Source organism: Sphingopyxis sp. DBS4 (assembly GCF_024628865.1).
Taxonomy (GTDB): Bacteria; Pseudomonadota; Alphaproteobacteria; order Sphingomonadales; family Sphingomonadaceae; genus Sphingopyxis.
The window spans coordinates 2,545,404-2,566,418 of record NZ_CP102384.1; the positions used below are offsets into that span (position 1 = coordinate 2,545,404).

At 65.9% G+C, this 21,015-nt stretch carries 20 protein-coding genes; 8 read left to right on the forward strand and 12 right to left on the reverse strand.

Annotated features, from left to right (window positions below):
- Positions 1 to 16 precede the first annotated feature (16 nt).
- From NP825_RS12095 to NP825_RS12120, 6 genes are all read left to right on the forward strand, one after another.
- Positions 17 to 403 (forward strand): endonuclease domain-containing protein, encoded by a 387-nt coding sequence (locus tag NP825_RS12095; protein ID WP_257543717.1) that lies wholly within the window; start codon positions 17 to 19, stop codon positions 401 to 403.
- Entirely contained in the window at positions 403 to 2,280 is a 1,878-nt protein-coding gene (gene dnaG / locus NP825_RS12100) for a DNA primase (RefSeq protein WP_257543718.1), read from the forward strand. Before NP825_RS12095 ends, dnaG begins: the two co-directional genes overlap by 1 nt.
- Positions 2,281 to 2,317: 37 nt before the next feature.
- Complete coding sequence (gene rpoD, locus NP825_RS12105; protein WP_257543719.1) at positions 2,318 to 4,330, forward strand: RNA polymerase sigma factor RpoD; 2,013 nt, start codon at positions 2,318 to 2,320, stop codon at positions 4,328 to 4,330.
- A 459-nt stretch (positions 4,331 to 4,789) separates the two neighbouring features.
- Positions 4,790 to 5,215 carry a PspC domain-containing protein gene (locus NP825_RS12110; protein WP_257543720.1) on the forward strand — a complete coding sequence of 142 codons (426 nt, stop codon included), beginning with the start codon at positions 4,790 to 4,792 and terminating at the stop codon, positions 5,213 to 5,215.
- A 256-nt stretch (positions 5,216 to 5,471) separates the two neighbouring features.
- Positions 5,472 to 6,158, forward strand: a complete 687-nt coding sequence (locus NP825_RS12115; RefSeq protein ID WP_257543721.1) for a hypothetical protein — start codon at positions 5,472 to 5,474, stop codon at positions 6,156 to 6,158.
- A gap of 98 nt (positions 6,159 to 6,256) precedes the next feature.
- Complete coding sequence (locus NP825_RS12120; protein WP_257543723.1) at positions 6,257 to 7,102, forward strand: MoxR family ATPase; 846 nt, start codon at positions 6,257 to 6,259, stop codon at positions 7,100 to 7,102.
- A 129-nt stretch (positions 7,103 to 7,231) separates the two neighbouring features.
- Here NP825_RS12120 and NP825_RS12125 read toward each other — a convergent pair whose 3' ends face one another.
- From NP825_RS12125 to guaB, 4 genes are all read right to left on the reverse strand, one after another.
- Positions 7,232 to 8,629: a methyl-accepting chemotaxis protein gene (locus NP825_RS12125; protein ID WP_257543725.1), complete on the reverse strand. Its 1,398-nt coding sequence runs from the start codon at positions 8,627 to 8,629 to the stop codon at positions 7,232 to 7,234.
- A 254-nt stretch (positions 8,630 to 8,883) separates the two neighbouring features.
- Entirely contained in the window at positions 8,884 to 9,408 is a 525-nt protein-coding gene (locus tag NP825_RS12130; protein WP_257543727.1) for a tetratricopeptide repeat protein, read from the reverse strand.
- Positions 9,409 to 9,440: 32 nt separating this feature from the next.
- Positions 9,441 to 10,631, reverse strand: coding sequence for an RsmB/NOP family class I SAM-dependent RNA methyltransferase (locus NP825_RS12135; protein ID WP_257543729.1), 1,191 nt, complete (start codon positions 10,629 to 10,631; stop codon positions 9,441 to 9,443).
- 105 nt (positions 10,632 to 10,736) lie between these two features.
- Positions 10,737 to 12,194, reverse strand: coding sequence for an IMP dehydrogenase (gene guaB, locus NP825_RS12140; protein WP_257543732.1), 1,458 nt, complete (start codon positions 12,192 to 12,194; stop codon positions 10,737 to 10,739).
- 387 nt (positions 12,195 to 12,581) lie between these two features.
- Here guaB and NP825_RS12145 point away from each other — a divergent pair, with 387 nt between their 5' ends.
- The gene (locus NP825_RS12145; protein WP_257543734.1) at positions 12,582 to 13,823 is read left to right on the forward strand and encodes an MFS transporter; all 1,242 of its coding nucleotides are present in this window, start codon (positions 12,582 to 12,584) and stop codon (positions 13,821 to 13,823) included.
- Between the two features lie 54 nt (positions 13,824 to 13,877).
- Positions 13,878 to 15,008 (forward strand): diguanylate cyclase, encoded by a 1,131-nt coding sequence (locus tag NP825_RS12150; RefSeq protein ID WP_257543736.1) that lies wholly within the window; start codon positions 13,878 to 13,880, stop codon positions 15,006 to 15,008.
- Positions 15,009 to 15,076: 68 nt separating this feature from the next.
- On the opposite strand, the gene NP825_RS12155 is transcribed toward NP825_RS12150, so the two are convergent.
- The 8 genes from NP825_RS12155 to NP825_RS12190 all read right to left on the reverse strand — a co-directional run bounded on the left by NP825_RS12155 (position 15,077) and on the right by NP825_RS12190 (position 21,000).
- The gene (locus NP825_RS12155; RefSeq protein ID WP_257543738.1) at positions 15,077 to 15,967 is read right to left on the reverse strand and encodes a class I SAM-dependent methyltransferase; all 891 of its coding nucleotides are present in this window, start codon (positions 15,965 to 15,967) and stop codon (positions 15,077 to 15,079) included.
- Positions 15,960 to 17,357, reverse strand: a complete 1,398-nt coding sequence (thrC, locus tag NP825_RS12160; RefSeq protein ID WP_257543740.1) for a threonine synthase — start codon at positions 17,355 to 17,357, stop codon at positions 15,960 to 15,962. The genes NP825_RS12155 and thrC overlap by 8 nt, the downstream gene beginning before the upstream one ends.
- Positions 17,358 to 17,385: 28 nt before the next feature.
- Entirely contained in the window at positions 17,386 to 18,027 is a 642-nt protein-coding gene (locus NP825_RS12165) for an SURF1 family protein (protein WP_257543742.1), read from the reverse strand.
- The gene (locus NP825_RS12170; protein WP_257543744.1) at positions 18,011 to 18,406 is read right to left on the reverse strand and encodes a DUF983 domain-containing protein; all 396 of its coding nucleotides are present in this window, start codon (positions 18,404 to 18,406) and stop codon (positions 18,011 to 18,013) included. Before NP825_RS12170 ends, NP825_RS12165 begins: the two co-directional genes overlap by 17 nt.
- A 1-nt stretch (position 18,407) precedes the next feature.
- Positions 18,408 to 19,283: a cytochrome c oxidase subunit 3 gene (locus NP825_RS12175; RefSeq protein WP_257543746.1), complete on the reverse strand. Its 876-nt coding sequence runs from the start codon at positions 19,281 to 19,283 to the stop codon at positions 18,408 to 18,410.
- Between the two features lie 81 nt (positions 19,284 to 19,364).
- Positions 19,365 to 19,946 carry a cytochrome c oxidase assembly protein gene (locus NP825_RS12180; RefSeq protein ID WP_257543748.1) on the reverse strand — a complete coding sequence of 194 codons (582 nt, stop codon included), beginning with the start codon at positions 19,944 to 19,946 and terminating at the stop codon, positions 19,365 to 19,367.
- Positions 19,943 to 20,092, reverse strand: a complete 150-nt coding sequence (locus NP825_RS12185) for a hypothetical protein (RefSeq protein ID WP_257543750.1) — start codon at positions 20,090 to 20,092, stop codon at positions 19,943 to 19,945. The genes NP825_RS12180 and NP825_RS12185 overlap by 4 nt, the downstream gene beginning before the upstream one ends.
- The gene (locus tag NP825_RS12190; protein WP_257543752.1) at positions 20,089 to 21,000 is read right to left on the reverse strand and encodes a heme o synthase; all 912 of its coding nucleotides are present in this window, start codon (positions 20,998 to 21,000) and stop codon (positions 20,089 to 20,091) included. The genes NP825_RS12185 and NP825_RS12190 overlap by 4 nt, the downstream gene beginning before the upstream one ends.
- Positions 21,001 to 21,015 lie beyond the last annotated feature (15 nt).

Sequence of the window (21,015 nt, forward strand, 5' to 3'; positions counted from 1 at the left end):
TCGGGGGAGGGCCTGTTTGGACAAGGGCTACAAACGACCGACCGCACGCTCCCGCGAACTCCGGCTCAACGCTACCGACGCCGAACGAAAACTCTGGCAGCAGATCAGCGCCCGAAAACTTGCAGGCGTCCGCTTCAATCGCCAATTCCCCATCGGGCCCTTCATCTGCGATTTCGTCTCGCGCGCGGCCAGGCTCGTCATCGAAGTCGATGGCGGACAGCACGCGGCTGATGTAGCGAAGGACGAAGCGCGCACGGCCTATCTGGAAGCACGGGGTTATCGGGTGATCCGGTTCTGGAACAATGATGTGTTGGAACGGATCGAGGGGGTCGTCAGCGAGATCGAGCGCACTCTCCAAACATGCCCTCCCCCAACCCCTCCCATAAATGGGAGGGGAGATTAGTGGCCCTCACCCCGCAATGGCTGGACGAACTCCGCTCGCGCATCACGCTGTCGACCCTCATCGGCCGCACGGTGAAGATCACCCGCGCCGGGCGCGAGTACAAGGCCTGCTGCCCCTTCCATAACGAGAAGACCCCCAGCTTCACGATCAACGACGAAAAGGGCTTCTACCACTGCTTCGGCTGCTCGGCGCATGGCGATGCGATCCGCTGGATGACCGACCAGCGCGGCCTGTCGTTCATAGACGCGGTCAAGGAACTCGCCGCCGAAGCGGGCATGGAGGTCCCCGCCCCCGACCCGCGCGCCGCGAAAAAGGCCGAGGAGCAGGCGAGCCTGCGCGACGTGACGCAGGCCGCGGCCGACTGGTTCGTCCAGCAACTCGGCAGCAGCAACGGCGCCCCCGCGCGCGATTATCTGAAGAAGCGCGGCATTTCGGATGCGACCCGCGCGGCCTTCGGCTTCGGCCTCGCGCCCGACAGCCGCAGCGCGCTCAAAGAGGCGCTCAAGAAATTCCCGACCGCGATGCTCGTCGAATCGGGGATGCTGATTTCGGTCGAGGACAAGGAGCCCTATGACCGCTTCCGCGGCCGGCTGATGATCCCGATCCGCGACGCGCGCGGCCGCGTGATCGCGTTCGGCGGGCGCATCCTCGGCGACGGCGAGCCCAAATATCTGAACTCGCCCGACACGCCTTTGTTCGACAAGGGCCGCACCCTCTTCAATCTCGACAAGGCGAGCCCCGCGTCGCGGCAGACCGACCGGATCATCGTCGTCGAGGGCTATATGGACGTCATCGCGCTCGCCGAGGCGGGGGTCGCTGACGCGGTCGCCCCGCTCGGCACCGCGCTCACCGAGAACCAGCTCGGCCTGCTCTGGCGGATGGTGCCGGTGCCCATCCTCTGCTTCGACGGTGACGCGGCGGGGCAGAAGGCCGCGATGCGCGCGGCGATGCGCGCGCTGCCGCTGCTTCGCCCCGGCTTCAGCCTCGCCTTTGCGACGCTCCCCGCCGGACAGGACCCCGACGATCTTGTCCGCGCGCGCGGCGCCGAGGGGTTTGCGGCGGTTCTCAACGAAGCGCAGCCCCTCGTCGAACGGCTCTGGGCGCACGAGGTCGCGGCCGGGCCGCTCGCAACGCCCGAGGAACGCGCCGCGCTCAAGACGCGGCTCCTCGCCCACGCCGACACGATCGAGGATGCCGACGTCCGCCACCATTATCGCGAAGCCTTCCGCGAAAAGCTCGACACGCTGTTTGCTAGGCAACGCCCCGAACGCGGTCCGCGCATGCCCTGGGCACCGCAGCCGCAGCGCGGCGGCCGCCGCTTCGTGCCCGACCCGCGACTCCAGCCCCCCGCCGACGAAACCCGCGCGCTCAGCCGGACCGGCATCGAGGCGCCCTATGCGGCCGCGCTGCTCGGCGGATTGCTCCGCTATCCCGAGGCCATAAGGCGCAACGAGGAAGCGCTTTTCCGCCTCGCCATCCCCGATTCCGGCGACGCCGAATTGCTGGGCGTGATGCTTGACATCGCAAATGCCCAGGAAGGGCTTGATTGCGAGGGGTTGCTTGCCATATTGGAGCCCATGAAAGTGTATAATAGGGCGACGACATTGCTCAGAGCCGACGGAATGCACTTCTCATTCAATCGAAGGCTTGAAGGCGAAGAGGCTGATGCAGCACGCGAAATCGCGCTGCGCGACCTCGACGAATATATCGGCGTGCTGGTCACCCAGCCCGAAATCCGCGCCCGGCTGGCAGAGGCCACCGCGGATTTCCAGCGCACGATGGATGAAGACGGATTTGCGCGGCAGCAAAAGCTGCGCGCGATCGACAAAGAGATGACCCGCCGCCTGGCCGCGCTGTCCGACAGCAGCAGCCAGTGAAGACCGACCCTTTTGATGCCCTAGGCAGGAAGATTTGATGGCCACCAAGAACGAAGCCGACACCGACGCCCCGCTGATCGACCTCAACGAAGCCGACGTCAAAAAGCTGATCGCGCGCGGCAAGAAGCGCGGTTACCTGACCTATGACGAGCTCAACGAGGCGCTGCCGCAGGACCAGATGTCGTCGGAGCAGATCGAGGACATCATGTCGGCGATCTCCGACATGGGCATCAACATCGTCGAAAGCGACGAGGATGTGCAGGAAGAGGCCGAGCAGGAGGTCGACGACGAGGTCGACGTCAGCGCCGGCACCGGATCGGTCTCCAACCCCGCGATCGAGAAGAAGAAGGAAACCATCGACCGCACCGACGACCCGGTGCGCATGTATCTGCGCGAGATGGGCGCGGTCGAACTGCTCAGCCGCGAGGGCGAAATCGCGATCGCCAAGCGCATCGAGGCTGGCCGCGACACGATGATCCTCGGCCTGTGCGAAAGCCCGCTGACCTTCAACGCGATCATCGAATGGTCAAACGCGCTCAACAACGGCGACATGCAGCTTCGCGAGATCGTCGACCTCGAGGCGATGCTCTCGAAGGACCCGGCGCCCGAAAATCTCGACGACGAGGCCGAGGGCGACGACGGCGAGATCAGCGAAAAGACCGCCGGCGTCTCGTTCAAGGACGAGGATGAGGTCGAGGAAGAGCCGTCCGCCGACGGCGACGACGAAGACGGCGAAGGCACCTCGGGCAAGCGCGAGAGCTTCGAGGAAGACGACGAGGACAATACGCTGAGCCTCGCGGCGATGGAAGAATTGCTCAAGCCCGACGCGCTCGAAAAATTCGCCAACATCACCAAAAGCTTCAAGGCGTTCCAGAAGCTGCAGGAAGCGCGCCTCGAATCGCTGTCGGGCGGCGAGGAATTCCCCGCGGCATCGGAGAAGAAATATCACAAGCTGCGCGAGGAACTCACCGCGCAGATCGAGAGCGTGCAGTTCCACGGCACCAAGATCGAATATCTCGTCGACCAGCTCTACAGCTACAACCGCCGCCTGACCGCGCTCGGCGGCCAGATGCTGCGCCTTGCCGAGCGGCACAAGGTGCCGCGCAAGTCGTTCCTCGACAATTATGTCGGGCGCGAGCTCGAGGAGAACTGGCTCGATAGCGTCAGCGGCATCGACAAGAAATGGGCTGCTTTCGCCGAGAATGAAGCCGGCGCGGTCGACCGCATCCGCATCGAAATTTCGGAAATCGCGCAGGCCGCGGGCATGAGCCTGACCGAATTCCGCCGGGTCGTGAACATGGTCCAGAAGGGTGAACGCGAAGCGCGCATCGCCAAGAAGGAAATGGTCGAGGCGAACCTGCGCCTCGTCATCTCGATCGCCAAGAAATACACGAACCGCGGCCTGCAATTCCTCGACCTCATTCAGGAAGGCAATATCGGCCTGATGAAGGCGGTCGACAAATTCGAATATCGCCGCGGCTACAAGTTCAGCACCTATGCGACCTGGTGGATCCGGCAGGCGATCACCCGCTCGATCGCCGACCAGGCGCGCACGATCCGCATCCCGGTCCACATGATCGAGACGATCAACAAGCTGGTGCGCTGCAGCCGCCAGTTCCTCCACGAAAGCGGCCGCGAGCCAACGCCCGAGGAAATGGCCGAACGGCTGTCGATGCCGCTCGAAAAGGTTCGCAAGGTGATGAAGATCGCCAAGGAACCGATCAGCCTCGAAACGCCGATCGGCGACGAGGAAGACAGCCACCTCGGCGATTTCATCGAGGACAAGAATGCCGTCATCCCGGTCGACGCCGCGGTGCAGTCGAACCTCAAGGAAACGGTCACGCGCGTTCTGGCGTCGCTGACCCCCCGCGAGGAACGCGTGCTGCGCATGCGCTTCGGCATCGGCATGAACACCGACCATACGCTCGAGGAAGTCGGCCAGCAGTTCAGCGTGACCCGCGAACGCATCCGCCAGATTGAGGCGAAGGCGCTGCGGAAGCTCAAGCACCCGAGCCGCAGCCGCAAGATGCGCAGCTTCCTCGACCAATAGGTTTTGGGGACATTCCGGACAGCAGACACCCCGCCCTCGCCGGCGGGGTGTTTTGCTTTGTCGATATGTGATGCCCGTTAGCAACCGAAAGGCGACACGCTGACGATCTCATCACTTCGTCATTCCCGCGAAAGCGGGAACCCAGTGCGGGGCCAGCCGACGCACGCTCTGGGTTCCCGCTTTCGCGGGAATGACGAAAGTTAGGAAGGGCTACTCCCAAAGCCGTCATCGGCATCGACTTCGGCAATCATCACAAGCGCCGTTGTTTCGCACTTCGGATCAAACTGTTGCCAGAATGCTGCGCCGCACAATTTTTTCACTGCCTCTCTTTAAATCTTCATATATCCTCGCCAGATAGCGCCCGTCATCGGATGCGGGGGCTTCATGAGCGGTTCAGGCGCCACCCATCAAATGGCGAACATTCCCACTCGATGGGAAATGATTCGAGGATCAGGGCAGGTGACCGGCATCGGCCGGCGCGGGAAAAGCCCGGAAATTCGGGGGCTGCACAAATTGGCACGGCCTTTGCGATGCACTCGGCATCGGCACGGGGCGATGGCCGCAGCCAAAGGGAAAGACAATATGATGGAAAACGAAACCACCAATCTCTTCCGCCGCCGCGACACCTTCTTTGGTGTCTGCGAGGCCGTGGGTCAGGATTTCGGCTTCAACCCGCTGTGGCTCCGCCTTGCCTTCATCGCGCCGCTTTTCTTTCTGCCGGTGCAGACCTTCATGGCCTATTTCGCGCTCGGTGCCGTCGTACTGCTGTCGCGGCTTCTCTTCCCGAACAAGGCCGCTGCTGCTGCCGCGCAGCCGCTGCCGGCCGTCGTGGAGGACATCGCGCCGGCTGGTGAAAAGGTCGGCGAAATGGCTCTCGCGGCCTGACAGGCGGCGGGCCGGCTCCCCTCTTCCCCCCGCACCCCCGATCGGCGCTCCCCGGCGCCGTCACCGGACCGGCAAGCTTCCCCGGGCTTGCCGGTCCTTCTGTCTTCGCTTCCGGCCGGCCCGTCTCTATCCGGCACAGCAATGCGACGAATCGAAGGCTGCTCATAAACGGGGCGTTTACGACGTTGCCTTAAGACTGGACGCTCGAAATCCACGCGTTGGGGGACCAGCCCACGCAACAGGCAAGGATCCAGCGTTGAGTTCTTCAACCCAGCCCCAATCGGCCCGGCCTGCGTCGCAACCGCGCGGCGTCGCCGAACTGCTCGACAATCTGGTCGCCAGCGACGGCACGGGCGCGCATCCCCACGTCCGATCGGGGGCGCTGTCAAGCGGGCCCGAGGCGATGCGCAATCTGGCCGACGCCGTCCATTTCCTCTGCCTGCTCCATGGCCGCTATCCCGGCGTCGTCGATAGCGCAGCGCGCAAGGCGGTCGATCCCGCGTCGCGCAAATGGATGGAGGAAGCGGCACAGGCCTTTGCGCAAGAACGCGCCTTTCTGTCGAAGATCGCCGCCGCGGTCGGCCCGGTGCCGAGCACCCAAGGCCAGGCACAGTGCGAAGCCGCCGTCGCGGCGCAACGCCGCGCGCTCGACATGCTCGCCGAATCGGACCGCCAGGGCTGTGCGATGGGCGCCGCGATCGCGCTGACGCTCGACTGGCGCACGATCCGCGTGCTGCTCGACATCAGCGCGCAGCGGCTCGAACTCGCGGCGCCGCGCTGCACCCTGCCCGACCTGCGCGACACCGCACGCGTCGCGGCGCAGATCGCGGACGGCCCTGCGGTCGAACGCGCGATCGTCTTTGGCGCCCAGCAACTGACCGCGCAGCACAGCGGCCTCTGGGATTTGTTGGCGGCGCGCGCCGCCAGCCGCGCGCACCCCTGACCCTCCTCTCCCGCAAGCGGGAGGGGAGATTCTCTTGCGCCTCTTCCTCCGCTGTGCCATTCGCTTGACGTTCACGTTAAGGGAAAGGCAGCGCACCGATGCGTTTCGAAGGAACCAGCGCCTATATCGCGACCGACGACCTGAAGGTCGCGGTCAACGCCGCGACGATGCTTCGCCGGCCGCTGCTCGTGAAGGGCGAACCGGGCACCGGCAAGACCGTGCTGGCCGAAGAGATTGCCAAGGCGTTCGACGCGCCGCTGATCACCTGGAACATCAAGTCGACAACCAAGGCGCAGCAGGGCCTGTATGAATATGACGCGGTCGCGCGCCTGCGCGACGGCCAGCTCGGCGAGGAACGCGTCCACGACATCCGCAATTACATCAAGAAGGGCAAGCTGTGGGAGGCATTCACCAGCCCCAAGCTTCCCGTCCTGCTGATCGACGAGATCGACAAGGCCGACATCGAATTCCCGAACGACCTGCTTCAGGAACTCGATCGCATGGCGTTCCACGTTTATGAGACCGACGAGACGATCAGCGCGAAGGAGCGCCCGATCGTCGTCATCACCTCGAACAATGAAAAGGAACTGCCCGACGCCTTCCTGCGCCGCTGCTTCTTCCATTACATCAAATTCCCCGACCGCGACACGATGGCCGACATCGTCGAGGTCCACTTCCCCGGCATCCAGAAAACGCTGGTCAGCCGCGCGATGGACATCTTCTACGAGGTGCGCGACGTGCCGGGGCTCAAGAAGAAGCCGTCGACCAGCGAGCTGATCGACTGGCTGAAGCTGCTGCTGGCCGAGGACATGCCGCTGGAGGTTCTCCAGAACCGCGATGTCGGCAAGGCGATTCCGCCGCTGCACGGCGCGCTGCTCAAGAATGAGCAGGACGTGATGCTGTTCGAAAAGCTCGCCTTCATGGCGCGGCGGCAGGGCGCCTGAGCCTAATCCGGTAAATTTGATTGTGTGTCCCCGCGAAGGCGGGGACCCATCACCGGTCGGCTCCATCTTGCTCCTACAGAAGATGGACCCCCGCCTTAGGGGGGAGAGCACGACCATTATCTGCGCGCCTTAAAGCTGATACGCCACCTCGACGTCGCCCCAGCGCCGCCCGCCGATCACCGCGGGCATATAGACGTTGCGCACGGTCAGATAATTGATCCCGTCGCCCTCCTGCCGATAGACGGTCATGAAGAAGGGCGCGCTGCTGCGCTTCGCCGCCATATCCGTTTCGTCGAGCAGGATGCGGCCGTTGCGGCAATGCGCAGTGTCATGCTCCAGATCGCCGGTCGGCACACGCGAACAATCGGTGATGTGCGTCGGCAGAAAGCCGTTCATGTCGCCCGCCGACGACATCTTGATCTCGGGATGCTCGGCGACAATCTGGTCGAACAGCGGGCGCCAGTTGGCGTCGGCCCAGTCGCACAGGCTGGTGCGGAAGCGTTCGGGGTTCGACCCCGGAACGCGGACGTAGTCGGTGTCGAACAATTGCTCCATCGTCAGCTTGCCGTCGGCGATCGCATCCTCGGCCAGCGTCACGAAGCGGTCGCGCACGCGCGCCGCCAATTCGACGATCGCCGAGTCCGCGGGGCTCACCCCGGCCGAAATCACCGCGTTGAACATGCGGCTCGACACATGCTCCATCGTCAGGATCGACGTGCGCGTGCCGTCGAGGATCGCGCTATTGTCGCGCACCGATCCGACCACACGATCCATCGCCTCGCGCACCTTGGCACCGTTGGCATGAACCATCGCGCTCGACTGCGCGATACGGTCGCTCTGGCCGTCGAGCAGCGCGACGAGGTGCGTTGCGTCGTGCAGCGCGTCGGTGATCGTCTCGAACTGCGCCTCGGCGCGGCTCGACTGCTCGACCCCCGATTGAATTTCGGTGACCAGCCCGCTCGCTTCGGCGGCAAGGCTGCCGATCGAGCGGCGGATTTCGTCGGTCGCGCCGCGCGTGTTCTGCGCCAGCTTCTTCACTTCCGACGCGACGACGGCGAAGGTGCGGCCGGCATCGCCCGCGCGCTCGGCCTCGATCGCGGCGTTGAGCGCGAGCATGTTGGTCGTCTTGGCAATCTGTTCGATCGACTGGCTGACCTGCTGCACCTGCTCCATCACCGCGGCGAAATTGGTGACATGCGTGCCGAGCCGGGCGACAAGATCGATGACCGAGCGGAATTCGCTGACCGCCAGATTGACGCGCTCCGCCCCCGCGTCGAGTTGTTCGCACGCCCGCGCCGACAGCAGCTTCGCCTCGTCGGTCGAATCGGCGATCTGGCGCTGGTCGGCCTCGAGCCCGACGACATATTCCTCGAGCCGCCCGAGTTCGGCGATCTGGCGCTCCATCTGATCGGTCGCCCGCTTGATCCGCCCCGCGGCGTCGCTGCACCCGACAGCCAGCTCGCCGCAATCGCTGGCGACCGACTGGTCGAGCATCTGCGCCGCCGGATTGATCGGATCATATTTCATTGCGCTACCCACGTCTCTGAAGGATCGCGAAGCTATGCCCAACATTGGTTAATGGGGCGTCAATGGGTGTGGGGCCGAGATGCCGGTTTGGACGTGGTCAGCGGGGTTCCCCCTTCGTCATTCCCGCGAAAGCGGGAACCCAGAGCGTGCGTCGGCTGACCCCACTCTGGGTTCCCGCTTTCGCGGGAATGACGATCAAGGATAGGTCCGTTTCCGATCGGAAGAAGCGTTCGACGCCGCTTCGCGCGCGATGGTCAGTTCTGGCCAGTCGCCCCGACCGTCGCCACCGGCTTGGGTGCGATCGCCTCCGCCGCGACGACGCGCTTCGTGTCGCTGGTCGCGATCGCCTTTTCGAGCGCCGCGACCTGCGGGCATTTATCCTTGCACAGCCGCTGCGCCTCGGCGAGCTTTTCGCGCGCCAGTTCGAGCGCGCCCTTGTCGGCGAGCGCTTCGCCCTGCCCGGTCAGCGCGGTGAGGTCATTGGGTTCGAGCAGCAGCGCCTCGCGATAGAGAGCGATCGCCTTGCCCGGCAATCCCTGCGCGCGCGCGACCTGCGCCATCGCGACGATCGCCGAACGGTTGCGCGGATCGGCGGCGAGCGCCGATTCATAATAATCGACCGCGCCGCCCAAATCGCCCGCACTTTGCGCCGCCTCGCCCTGCTTTTGCAGGGCAATCGAGGTCGGCAATATGTCGCTGTCGGCGCGCTGCGCATCGGAGGCGACAGGCATGCTGGCAAGGATGAGGCCGGCACCCAGAGCCAGAAAACTGACGCGCATCGCATTCTCCCATCTCTTCATGTCGGGCGATGCTAACATGGCGCCGTCAGCCGTGCGAGAAAAAACCCGTCGCAGCCGTCGCCCGCGGGAGTCAGCAGAAATCCGCCGCCCGCCGCGCGGCCGATACCCTTTGGCAGATAGGATTCGTCGGCCGTCCAGCCCCGATGCCGGTCCAGAAATGCGTCCACCTGAGCTCGCCCCTCGCGCGCGATGATCGAGCAGACGGCATAAAGGAGTTTGCCGCCCGGCGCCACAAGATCGGCGCCGATGTCGATCAGCTTCGCCTGGTCGGCGAGATGGCGGTCGAGACGCGCGGGCGTCAGGCGCCAGCGCAATTCGGGGCTGCGCCGCCACGTCCCGCTTCCCGAACAGGGCGCATCGACGAACACGCGGGTCGCCCTGCCCTGCCAGTCGGCCAGCATCGCGCTTTCCTGCCCCGGATTGAGCAGGCGCGTTTCGATCCGCGTCGCGCCGGCGCGTTCCGCGCGCGGCGGCAGTTGCTGGAGGCGCGCACGATTGGTGTCGCAGGCCAGGATATCGGCGTCATTGCCGGTGCAGGAGGCGATGGCGAGCGTCTTGCCGCCGCCGCCTGCGCAAAGGTCGACGATCGCCTGCCCCGGCGCGGCATCGAGCGCCGCGGACGCATATTGGCTCGCGGCGTCCTGCACCTCGAAGATGCCGTCGGCATATGCGGGGTGCTGCACGGCGGCGGTTTCGGGCGGCAAGCGCCAGCCGTCGGGCGCGCCGGTGATCGCTTCGCCATCGGGGAAGAGCGCCGCAAGGGCGTCGCGGTCGGCTTTGATGCGATTGGCGCGCAGGTCGAGCGGCGCGCGGGCGAGCATCGCGGCGTGCTCCTCCGTTCCGACGAGCGGGTCGAACAGGTCCACCAGCGCCTGCGCAGCAAGGCCGGTCTCGGCGCACGCCTCGTCGGGCGCGATCGGTGCGGGACCATAGGCCGAGCCATCGAACAGAGGCGCCAACGCGGGATCGGTATCGGCAAGCGCGAGCATCGCAGCGCGCCCCGATGGCGGCGCCGAGCGCACCGCACGGATCGCGTCATAGACGTGGCCACGGATCGCACGCCGGTCCTTCGACCCCGCATAGCGGCGCGCGCGCATCGCATCGGCAAAGATGGCGTCGGCCGGCGCCCCGCCCTCGCGCGCCGCGGCGGCGATGGCGTCGAGGATTTCGATCGCGGTCTGAAGGCGGGCAGCGGGGGTCATAAATCTATATCAAGCCGTCATTGCGAGGAGCGCAGCGAAGCAATCCAGAGCGGTTTGCGCCACTCTGGATTGCTTCGCTGCGCTCGCAATGACGAAACATGGGAATCACCCCACCGGATAATTGGGCGCCTCGCGGGTGATCGCGACGTCGTGGACATGGCTTTCGCGCAGTCCGGCATTGGTGATGCGGACGAACTTCGCGCGCTCGCGCAGATCCTTGAGCGTCCGGCTGCCGGTATAACCCATCGCCGCCTTCACGCCGCCGACGAGCTGGTGGATCACGTCCTTCGCGGCGCCCTTGAACGGCACCTGACCCTCGATCCCCTCGGGAACCAGCTTCATCTGGTCCTTGATATCCTGCTGGAAATAGCGGTCGGCGGAGCCGCGTGCCATCGCGCCGACGCTGCCCATGCCGCGATAGCTTTTGTAGGTGCGGCCCTGGAACAGGAAAGTCTCTCCCGGCGCCTCGGCGGTGCCCGCGAGCAGCGAGCCGACCATCACGCTCGACGCGCCCGCCGCGAGTGCCTTGGCGATGTCGCCCGAGGTGCGCAGGCCGCCGTCGGCGATCACCGGCACGCCCAGCTTCTCCGCCGCCTCGACGCTGTCGAGGATCGCGGTAAGCTGCGGCACGCCGACCCCCGCGACGACGCGCGTCGTGCAGATCGACCCCGGGCCGATACCGACCTTCACCCCGTCAGCGCCGCAACCGATCAAGGCTTTGGTCGCCTCCCCGGTCGCGACGTTCCCCGCCAGCACCTGCACCCGGTTCGAAAGCTTCTTGATCTTCTCGACCGTCGCACCGACCCCCTTGCTGTGGCCGTGCGCGGTGTCGACGACGATCAGGTCGCATTCGGCGTCGAGCAAAGCCTCGGCGCGCTCGATCCCGCTGTCGCCGGTGTTGGTCGCCGCGGCGACGCGCAGGCGGCCATTTTCATCCTTGGTCGCGTCGGGATAGGTGACCGCCTTTTCCATGTCCTTGACGGTGATCAGGCCGATGCAGCGATAATCATCATCGACGACGAGCAGCTTTTCGATGCGGCGCTGGTGGAGCAGCTTGCGCGCCTCGTCCTGCCCGACGCCAGGGCGAACGGTCGCGAGATTCTCGGCGGTCATCAGTTCGCGCACCGGCTGGCCCGGATTGTCGGCGAAACGGACGTCGCGATGGGTCAGGATGCCGACGAGCTTGCCGCCGGGCTCGACCACCGGAATGCCCGAAATCCTGTGCTGGTCCATCAGCGCGGTGGCATAGGAAAGCGGCGCGTCGGGGGTGATAGTGATCGGGTTGACGATCATCCCGCTCTCGAAGCGCTTGACCTGCCGCACCGCCGCCGCCTGTTCCTCGATCGTCAAATTGCGGTGGAGGACGCCGATGCCGCCGATCTGCGCCATCAAGATCGCCATGTCGGCCTCGGTCACCGTGTCCATCGCCGACGACAGGATCGGAATGTTGAGGCTGATCTCGCTGGTAAGCTGGGTCGACAGATTGGCGTCCGACGGCAGGATGTCCGACGCGCCGGGCACCAGCAGCACGTCGTCGAAGGTCAGGCCGGTGATGATTTCCATGGGTGCCACTTTCTGATGCGGGCGGCGCCTGCCCGCGGGGTTCGGGGCGGCACACGCGACTCGTTTGGTGGCGGCCCATGTAACCAGTCGGAGCCAAGCGCGCCAGTGGGGAAGCACGATTATTTCACGGCCGAGGCCGGGTAGGAGGATCGGAGGGATGCTGGATGACAAACGTCTGGAAACGACCGATTGCAGCCCCCTACTTTGTCATCCCCGCGAAAGCGGGGACCCAGAGCGTGCGCGGGCTGACCCCACACTGGGTTCCCGCTTTCGCGGGAATGACGAAGATGGGGAATGGCCGCTTCCCACCCCAAAGCCGCCACATAAACCGAAAAAACTTTCCGCTCCGATTGCACCCGCCCCTCGGCGCAGCTACGCGCTTGATCTGTGAGCGCGACGCAGACCCCTTCCCCGCCTTCTTCTCTCGCCCCCTTCCGCTATCCCGCTTTCCGCGCGATCTGGATCGCCAATCTCGCCTCGAACATGGGGTCAATGATCCAGTCGGTGGGCGCCGCCTGGCTGATGACCGAACTCACGACTTCGCATCAGCTCATCGCGCTGGTGCAAGCGGGCGCGACGATCCCGATCCTGCTGCTGGGCGTCTTCGCCGGGGCGATCGCCGACAATTTCGACCGCCGCCGCGTCATGCTCGCGGCGCAGACCGGGATGCTGCTCGTCTCGGCCGCGCTGACGGTGACGACGTGGATCGGCGCTATCTCCCCGCTGTTGCTGCTTTTCTTCACGCTCGCGGTCGGCTGCGGCACCGCACTCAACGGTCCCGCATGGCAAGCGTCGGTGCGCCTGCAGGTCGGGCCCAGGGACCTGCCGCAGGCGATCGCGCTCAACAGCATCGCCTTCAACCTCGCCCGCAGCGTCGGCCCCGCACTCGGCGGGCTGCTCATTTCGCTCACCGGCCCCGCGCCCGCCTTCGCGATCAATTCTGTCAGCTATCTCGCACTGATCGTCGTGCTGCTGCGCTGGCATCCCGAGGTCGCGCCGCCGAAGCGTTCACCGATGCTCGCGGCGATCGCGACCGGCATCCGCTTCTGCGTCCAGTCGAACCCGGTGCGGCGCATCCTGACCCGCGGCTTTGCCTTCGGCATCGCGGCGATCAGTTTCCAGGCCTTGCTCCCCGCGCTCGTTCGCGACCGCCTGCACGGGACCGAGACAATTTACGGCCTCTGCCTCGCGGCCTTCGGCGCCGGGTCGATCCTCGCCGCGCTGCAGGTCGGCTATCTTCGCCGCCGCTGGGGCAGCGACCGGATCGTCAGCACGTCGGCGCTGGTCTTCGCCGCGGCGCTCGTGCCGATGGCGCTCGTCCCGTCGGTCGCGGTGGTGATGGCGTCGACCTTCGTCGCGGGGCTCGCCTGGGTATCGACGCTCACCACGCTCAACGTCGCGATGCAGCTTCGCTCGCCCGAAGCGATCCTCGGCCGCTGCCTGTCGATCTATCAGGCGGTGACGTTCGGCGCGATGGCGCTCGGCGCCTGGCTGTTCGGCCTGCTCGCCGACCTCTGGTCGCTGCCCGGCGCGCTGGCGTCATCGAGCGGCTGGCTGGTGCTGACCGCGCTGCTCCTGCCCTTTCTGGCGCCCATGCCGGGCCGCGACGAAGGCCGCATCGACCGCTGAGCAAATTTTGCGGCGACGCTTAAAATCGGGCCGCGCGCGCCCGTTAAATGGCGCATGACCACTCACGCAACATCATCGACCGAGCCGGTAGGGCGGCTCCTGGGCTGGCTGGGGCTCCGCGCGCGAAGCGGAACCTTTGAAGAAGGGAGCGAGGCCCCGCCGGGGTCGCGCAACCTGGTCCGCGAGGCGCGTGAGCAACTGCTCGGGGCGATGACGTCCTTTCTTCTGGGCCATGATCTCGATATTTCGCCCGCCAATCTGCTGATCGCGCACAGCGCCTTTTCGGGGATCAACCCGCGGCTCGCGCGCCAGATCGCGGCGCGCTCGCAGACGCACGAGGGCATCACCCAGCAATGGCTCGACGAGTTGATGGAGAATGAGCCGGCCGTGGCCGACCGCGCCGACCTCGACCGCATGGTCGCGCGGCTCGAATCAAACCTCGAAACCTTCCACACCAACACCAAGGCGGCGCGCAGCGCGACCAGCGAATATGGATCGAAGCTGGAGGCGCATGTCAGCGACCTCGAACAGGTACAAAAGACCGGCGAACTCGTCTCGCACCTCGCCGACATCGCCAAGGTGATGCTCGAACGCACGCGGCACGCCGAGGACGAGATGCGCAAGAGCGAGGATGAAGCGAAAGCGCTGCGCCGCAGCCTCGCCCGCGCCAAACGCGACGCCGAGATCGACTATCTGACCGGCCTGCCCAACCGCCGCGCCTTCGAGGTACTGCTCGAACGCCATCATGAGGAAGCGCGCGGCGCGTGCGAGCCATTGTCGGTCGCCTTCTGCGACATCGACGAGTTCAAGAAGGTCAACGACGTCCACGGCCACGAAGCCGGCGACCGCGTGATCAAGCTGATCGCCGACACGCTGGCGCGGATTTCCAACGATCATTGCCATGTCGCACGCCACGGCGGCGAGGAATTCGTGATGCTGTTCCGCGGCCTGCCGCCGAGCGAAGCGGCGAAACGGCTCGACGAAGCGCGCGAAAGCCTGTCCGAGCGGCGGCTGATCAACCGCAAGACCGACCAGCCCTTCGGCCAGATCACCTTCTCGGGCGGGGTTGCCGACGTCTTCGGCTATGCCGAGGTGCGCGCGGCGCTGAAAGCCGCCGACGAAGCGCTCTATCGCGCCAAGGAAGGCGGACGCAACCGGATCGAGCTGGCGACGCCGGAGGAATAGACGGCACCCAAAAAAAGGCGTGTTCCCCCGCGAAGGCGGGGGAGCACGCTATTCTTTCTACGCCACTCCTATCGGCTCCACCGCGCAAAGATCGCGGTCGGCAGCAACAGCCCCCGCGCCTCCTCGCGCACCGCCAGTTCGCCGCATTCGACCTTGCCCGGCAGGTCGGCGAAAAGCTGCGCGAGCAGTTCGCCGATCGCGAGCGCCGACATGCGCACGGCGTAAACGGTCAGGAACAGCGCCCGGCTGTCGGAGTCGAGCAATTGCCGGCAATCGGCGAGCAGGAGCGCCAGTCCCTCTTCGAGCTGCCAGCGCTCATTGTTCGGCCCGCGCCCGAACTTCGGCGGGTCGAGCAGGATCGCATCGTAGCGCCGCTCGCGCCGCACTTCGCGCGCGGTGAATTTCCCCGCATCGTCGACGATCCAGCGGATCGGCTTCTCGCTCATCCCCGCGAGCGCGGCATTCTCGCGCGCCTGCGCGACCGATTTCTTCGACGCATCGACATGCGTCACCGCAGCGCCCGCCGCGGCAAGCGCCTGGCTGCCGACGCCGGTATAGCCGAAGAGGTTGAGGAAGGCGGGATCGGGCTTGTCCGCGATCTCGCCGCGCAACCAGTCCCACACCGGCGCCATGTCGGGGAAGAAACCCAGATGGCGGAACGGCGTGCAGCTCGCGGTGAAGCGCGCCTCGCGCCAGCCAAGCGGCCAGCCCTCGGCGGGCACGGGCTTGCTGAAATACCAGCGGCCGCCGCCATCCTCGTCCGACGCGGGAATGAACTCGCCATCGGCCTGTTCCCACTCGCTCGCCGCGAGCGCGGGCTGCCACATCGCCTGCGGTTCGGGACGGATGAAGCGGTACGGGCCATAGCGTTCGAGCTTACGCCCGCCGCCGCTGTCGACCAGCCCATAATCGTCCCAAGCCTCGCCGACGAGCGTGACGAGGGGTTGCAGCTCAGCCACGCGCCGCCTCGGCCAGGATATGCGCCTTCACCACGTCATAGTCGCCCGGAAGCGTCACATAGCGCTCCTCGCGCTCGAACAGATTGCCGAGCCGCGCGGGAAGCGACGGGCGCACGCCGGTCGCGCGCTCGACGGCATCGCGGAACTTCGCCGGATGCGCGGTCGCGAGGGTGACGACAGGAATGTCGGCGTCGATGCCGAGCGTACGCGCGGCGGCGAGGCCGACCGCGCTGTGCGGGTCGATGATCTGGCCGCCATGCTCCTGCGCCCAGCGCAGTGCGAGCGTCATCGCGTCGCCGTCGACCCGCGCGCTCGTGAACAGGTCGCGCGCGCCGCGCAACATATCCTCTGGGATCGTCATCGCACGGTTCGCGTCGAACTCGCCCATCATGCCGGTGATCGCGGGGCCGTCACGCCCCGACAGATCGAACAGCAACCGCTCGAAATTGCTGCTGACCTGGATGTCCATGCTGGGGGTCGCGGTCGGGGTGACGCTGCCCGCGCTATAGTCTCCCGACGACAGCGCGCGGTGAAGGATGTCGTTGACGTTGGTCGCCACCACCAGCCTTGCCACGGGTAGCCCCATGCGCGCCGCGACATAGCCCGCGAAGACGTCGCCGAAATTGCCCGTCGGCACGCTGAACGCAACCGGGCGATCGGGTGCGCCGAGGCGGACGGCGGCGTAAAAATAATAGACGACCTGCGCCATCAGCCGCGCCCAGTTGATGCTGTTCACCGCCGACAGGGTCAGTTGGCCGCGCGCCTCGGCATCGCCGAACAGCCGCTTCACCATCGCCTGCGCGTCGTCGAAGCTGCCGTCGATCGCGATATTATGGACGTTGGGAGCGAGCACGGTCGTCATCTGGCGGCGCTGGACGTCGCTGACCCGGCCTTCGGGATGAAGCATGAAGATGCGGATATGCTCGCGCCCCGCAACCGCCTCGATCGCCGCCGAGCCGGTGTCGCCCGAGGTCGCGCCGACGATGGTGAGGTCGGTCTCGCCGCCCGCGAGGAATTTTTCGAAAAGCTGGCCGAGCAGTTGCAGCGCGACGTCCTTGAACGCCAGCGTCGGACCGTGAAACAATTCGAGCAGCCAGTGACGATGGTCGAGCTGCACCAGCGGCGTCACGGCATCGTGGCTGAACCGGCCATAGGCGGCCTTGCAGAGACCCCGCAGTTCGTCCTCGCTCAGGATACCCGCGACGAAGGGCGCCATCACCCGCACCGCGGTTTCGATATAGTCGAGCCCGGCAAGCGCGCGAATTTCGTCCGCCGACATCTGCGGCCATTCGGCCGGAACATAAAGCCCGCCATCACTGGCGAGGCCGGCAAGCGTGGCGGCGCGGAAGTCGAGGGTCGGCGCGGAGCCGCGGGTGCTGATATAGTCCATCACGGGAATGCGCCCTAACGGCGCGCCGTCACCGCTGCAAGCGGCGCCGTACCGCGAGGGCGTAGATAATCAGCGCGATCGCGGCGAAAAAGAACCATTGGACGGCATAAGCGAGGTGATTGTTCGGCACGTCGGCCCCCGACGGCACCTCGCTGGCGCGCAACCCCGGAACCGACGTATCGGCGACGAGCATCGCGCGCGCGGGCACCGCTTTCCCCGTCAGTCGCTGGATCAGCGTCGGCTGCTCCGGGCCGGGAACGATCGTCCCCTGCACCGTTCCGCCCTTCCACGCGGGCGGCGTGAAATCGTCGGCGATCCCGACGTCGATCAGCACGCCCGGCCCCTCGGCGCCGGTGCGGCAGTCGGCGATCATGCGGATGCCCGTTTGCCCCTTGCGGTCGGTGCCGCCGCGCGGATCCCATTTGACCACCTCCAGGCAAACGACGCTGCTCTTGCGAAACAGCATCGCGTCAGGAACGGGGGGTAGCTTGGGATAGGTCACGAGCGACGACATCGCCCGGTTGCGCTCGTAAAGCGCGATCAGCGCTTCCTTCTCGCCCTTGCGCTGAAGCTGCCAAATGCCGAGCGCAACCATCGCCGCGGCGGCGGCGAGGACGAGGATCGTCGGGATCACCGGCCAGCGGCGCGGCGCGTCAGGGCTTTCCGTCATCGCTGAGTTTTCCTTCGGCCGCTTGCCGCTGATGCTCGCTGGCGAGCAGCGCCGCCTTGCCGACGCGCAAGCCATAGATCACCGCGACGATCGTCAGCGGCACCCACAATATCACATGCACCCAGATCGGCGGCCGCACCGCGGCATCGAGCAACAGCGCCAAGACGATCAGCAGCGCGCCGACGATCAGGGTCAGGAAGGCCGCGGGACCGTCGCCGACATTGTAGCGGCTATATTCGAGCCCGCACGACGGGCAACGCTCGCGAAAGCGGGCCGCGCCCTCGAATAGGCCCGGCGCTCCGCATTCGGGGCAGGTCGCAAAAAGGGCAGCGCGCCAGACCGGCGGCTGCCCCTTTGCTGCTGGTTTGTCGTCCGGCAACTTAGTGCGCGGCGACCGGCGCGCCCCAGCCGCCCCAGACATAGACGATGATGAAGAGGAACAGCCACACCACGTCGACGAAGTGCCAGTACCAGGCGGCCGCTTCGAAACCGAAATGCTGCTGCGGGGTGAAGTGACCCTTGTAGGTGCGGACGAGGCAGACGATCAGGAAGATCGTGCCGACGAGCACGTGGAAACCGTGGAAGCCGGTCGCCATGAAAAAGGCCGAGGTATAGTTGATCGTGCCGAAGGGGAACGGCGCCTCGGCATATTCATAGGCCTGGATGCAGCTGAAGGTCACGCCGAGGATGATCGTCAGCCACAGCCCCTTCTTCAGCCCCTCGCGGTCGCCATGGATCAGCGAGTGATGCGCCCAGGTGATCGTCGTGCCCGAGCAGAGCAGGATCAGCGTGTTGAGCAAAGGCAGCGAGAAAGCGTCGATGACATGGATGCCCTTCGGCGGCCAGACGGTGATCGCCGAGGCGCCGTCCTGCCCGAACAGCGAGGTCACCGCGCCGTCGACGATCTCGACCGGCACCGGGAAGAGCGAGAAATCAAACCACGCCCAGAACCAGCCGACGAAGAACATCACTTCGGACGCGATGAACAGGATCATGCCGTAGCGCATGTGAAGCTGGACGACCGGCGTGTGGTCGCCCGCGTGCGCCTCGGCGATGACGTCCGACCACCAGCTGAAGAAGGTGGCGATTACGCCCGCGACGCCCAGGCCGAACACCCACTTGCCGGCGCCGCCGAAATAATCGGCGTGCATCCACATCACCCCGCCGAAGAACATGACGAGCGCCGCGATCGAGCCGATCATCGGCCAGACGCTGGGGTTTACGAGGTGATAGTCATGATGTTTGGCACCAGCCATGTCGCAGTTCCCGTTTTTTGCCCCAGCCCGGTGATTCCCCATCACCCGCCGGTCCTGGATTAAGACTCTTCGATCGCGGCCTTAGCTCGCCTTTTTGTCCCCGTCTACAGGGTGGAAGGTGTAGCTGAGGGTGATCTCTTCGATGTCGCGCGCGTCGGGGTCGTCCTTGATCTTGGGATCGACGAAGAACAGCACCGGCATGCGAATCTGCTCCCCCGCCTTCAGCGTCTGCTGCGTGAAACAGAAGCACTGGATCTTGGTGAAATATTTGCCCGCGGCGTCGGGGGTGACGTTGAAGCTCGCGGTGCCCGTCAGGTCGTGCGTCGATTCATTCTGGGCGATGAAGATCGCCATGTCGCGCGCGCCGATGCTGACCGTGTCGGTCGGATGCTCGGGATAGAATTTCCACGGCAGTCCCGGCGCGACATTGGAGTCGAAGCGCACCGAGATGGTGTCGCTGAGAACCTTCGGCGTTTCGGCCGCCGCGACGGGATCATAGCGCTGCGTCGTGCCGCCGAAGCCGGTGACGCGGCAGAAGAGATTGTAGAGCGGCACCGCCGCGAAACCGAGCCCGACCATCGCCACTGCGAGCAGCGCGGCGAGCGAAGCGGTCTTCGCGTTCTTGGACATGCGGGCGATCGGGCGGGGCATCAGGGCGGTCATGAATGCGGCACCATCCGCGCCATAGTGATGAAGAAGAACAGCAGCGCGAGCGCCCCCAATATCCAGCCCATCAGGTTCGCCCGGCTGCGCTGGCGGCGACGATATTCGGCCTCGTCGAATGGCTCTTGCGGATTTTCGTCGGTCATAGCGGCCACCAATGATCGGCGACGACCGCGCCGAACAGGATGAAAAGATAGGCGATCGAATAAGCGAAGAGCCGCTTTTCGGGCTGCATCCGGTCGTCCTCGCCCGTGCGGCGCGTGCCGACCTGGATCGAGAGCAGCACGAAGAGCGCCGACAGCAGCACGGCGGTCCAGCCATAGAGTGCGCCGGTATAGCCGAGCGGCCAAGGCGCGATCGCCGCCGCCGCCATGATCAGCGCATAGAAAAGGATCTGGCGCCGGGTCGAGCTTTCGCCCGCGACGACCGGCATCATCGGAATGCCCGCGGCGGCATAGTCGGAGCGCACGAACAGCGCGAGCGCCCAGAAATGCGGCGGCGTCCACAGGAAGATGAGCAGGAACAGCAGCACCGGCAGCGGCGCGACGCCGCCGGTCGCGGCGACCCAGCCGATCAGCGGCGGAAAGGCCCCCGCGGCGCCGCCGATGACGATATTCTGCGGCGTCCGCGGTTTCAGCCACATGGTGTAGACGAAGACATAGAAGAGGATCGAGACGGTCAGCAGCAGCGCCGCCTGCCAATTGGCGGCGAACAGCATCAGAAAGACCGAGAAGGCGGCGAGCCCGACCCCGAAGTGGAGCGCGGTCTGCGGGTCGAGGCGCCCGGCGGGAAGCGGCCGCCCGGCGGTGCGCTTCATCTTCGCGTCGAGCCCCGCCTCATACCATTGGTTGAGCGCCCCCGACGCCCCTGCCCCCAGCGCGATCGCGAGGATCGAGGAGAAGGCGAGCACCGGATGGACGCTGCCCGGCGCCGCGAGCAGGCCGCAAAGCGCCGTGAACACGACGAGCGACATCACGCGCGGCTTGGTCAGCGCGAACAGGTCGCGCCAATCGGCAGGCAGCGACATTTCGCCATGGGTCAGGCTCTGCGCCATCTCAACTCCGGCCTT

What these genes read in the sequence shown, in the direction of transcription:
- NP825_RS12130 (WP_257543727.1), bottom strand. Translation starts at nt 9,408, where the DNA reads ATGCGCGTCAGTTTTCTGGCTCTGGGTGCCGGCCTCATCCTTGCCAGC.
- thrC (WP_257543740.1), bottom strand. Translation starts at nt 17,357, where the DNA reads ATGGACTATATCAGCACCCGCGGCTCCGCGCCGACCCTCGACTTCCGC.
- NP825_RS12180 (WP_257543748.1), bottom strand. Translation starts at nt 19,946, where the DNA reads ATGACCGCCCTGATGCCCCGCCCGATCGCCCGCATGTCCAAGAACGCG.
- NP825_RS12175 (WP_257543746.1), bottom strand. Translation starts at nt 19,283, where the DNA reads ATGGCTGGTGCCAAACATCATGACTATCACCTCGTAAACCCCAGCGTC.
- NP825_RS12135 (WP_257543729.1), bottom strand. Translation starts at nt 10,631, where the DNA reads ATGACCCCCGCTGCCCGCCTTCAGACCGCGATCGAAATCCTCGACGCC.
- NP825_RS12185 (WP_257543750.1), bottom strand. Translation starts at nt 20,092, where the DNA reads ATGACCGACGAAAATCCGCAAGAGCCATTCGACGAGGCCGAATATCGT.
- NP825_RS12150 (WP_257543736.1), top strand. Translation starts at nt 13,878, where the DNA reads ATGACCACTCACGCAACATCATCGACCGAGCCGGTAGGGCGGCTCCTG.
- NP825_RS12190 (WP_257543752.1), bottom strand. Translation starts at nt 21,000, where the DNA reads ATGGCGCAGAGCCTGACCCATGGCGAAATGTCGCTGCCTGCCGATTGG.
- rpoD (WP_257543719.1), top strand. Translation starts at nt 2,318, where the DNA reads ATGGCCACCAAGAACGAAGCCGACACCGACGCCCCGCTGATCGACCTC.
- NP825_RS12165 (WP_257543742.1), bottom strand. Translation starts at nt 18,027, where the DNA reads ATGACGGAAAGCCCTGACGCGCCGCGCCGCTGGCCGGTGATCCCGACG.
- NP825_RS12120 (WP_257543723.1), top strand. Translation starts at nt 6,257, where the DNA reads ATGCGTTTCGAAGGAACCAGCGCCTATATCGCGACCGACGACCTGAAG.
- NP825_RS12125 (WP_257543725.1), bottom strand. Translation starts at nt 8,629, where the DNA reads ATGAAATATGATCCGATCAATCCGGCGGCGCAGATGCTCGACCAGTCG.
- guaB (WP_257543732.1), bottom strand. Translation starts at nt 12,194, where the DNA reads ATGGAAATCATCACCGGCCTGACCTTCGACGACGTGCTGCTGGTGCCC.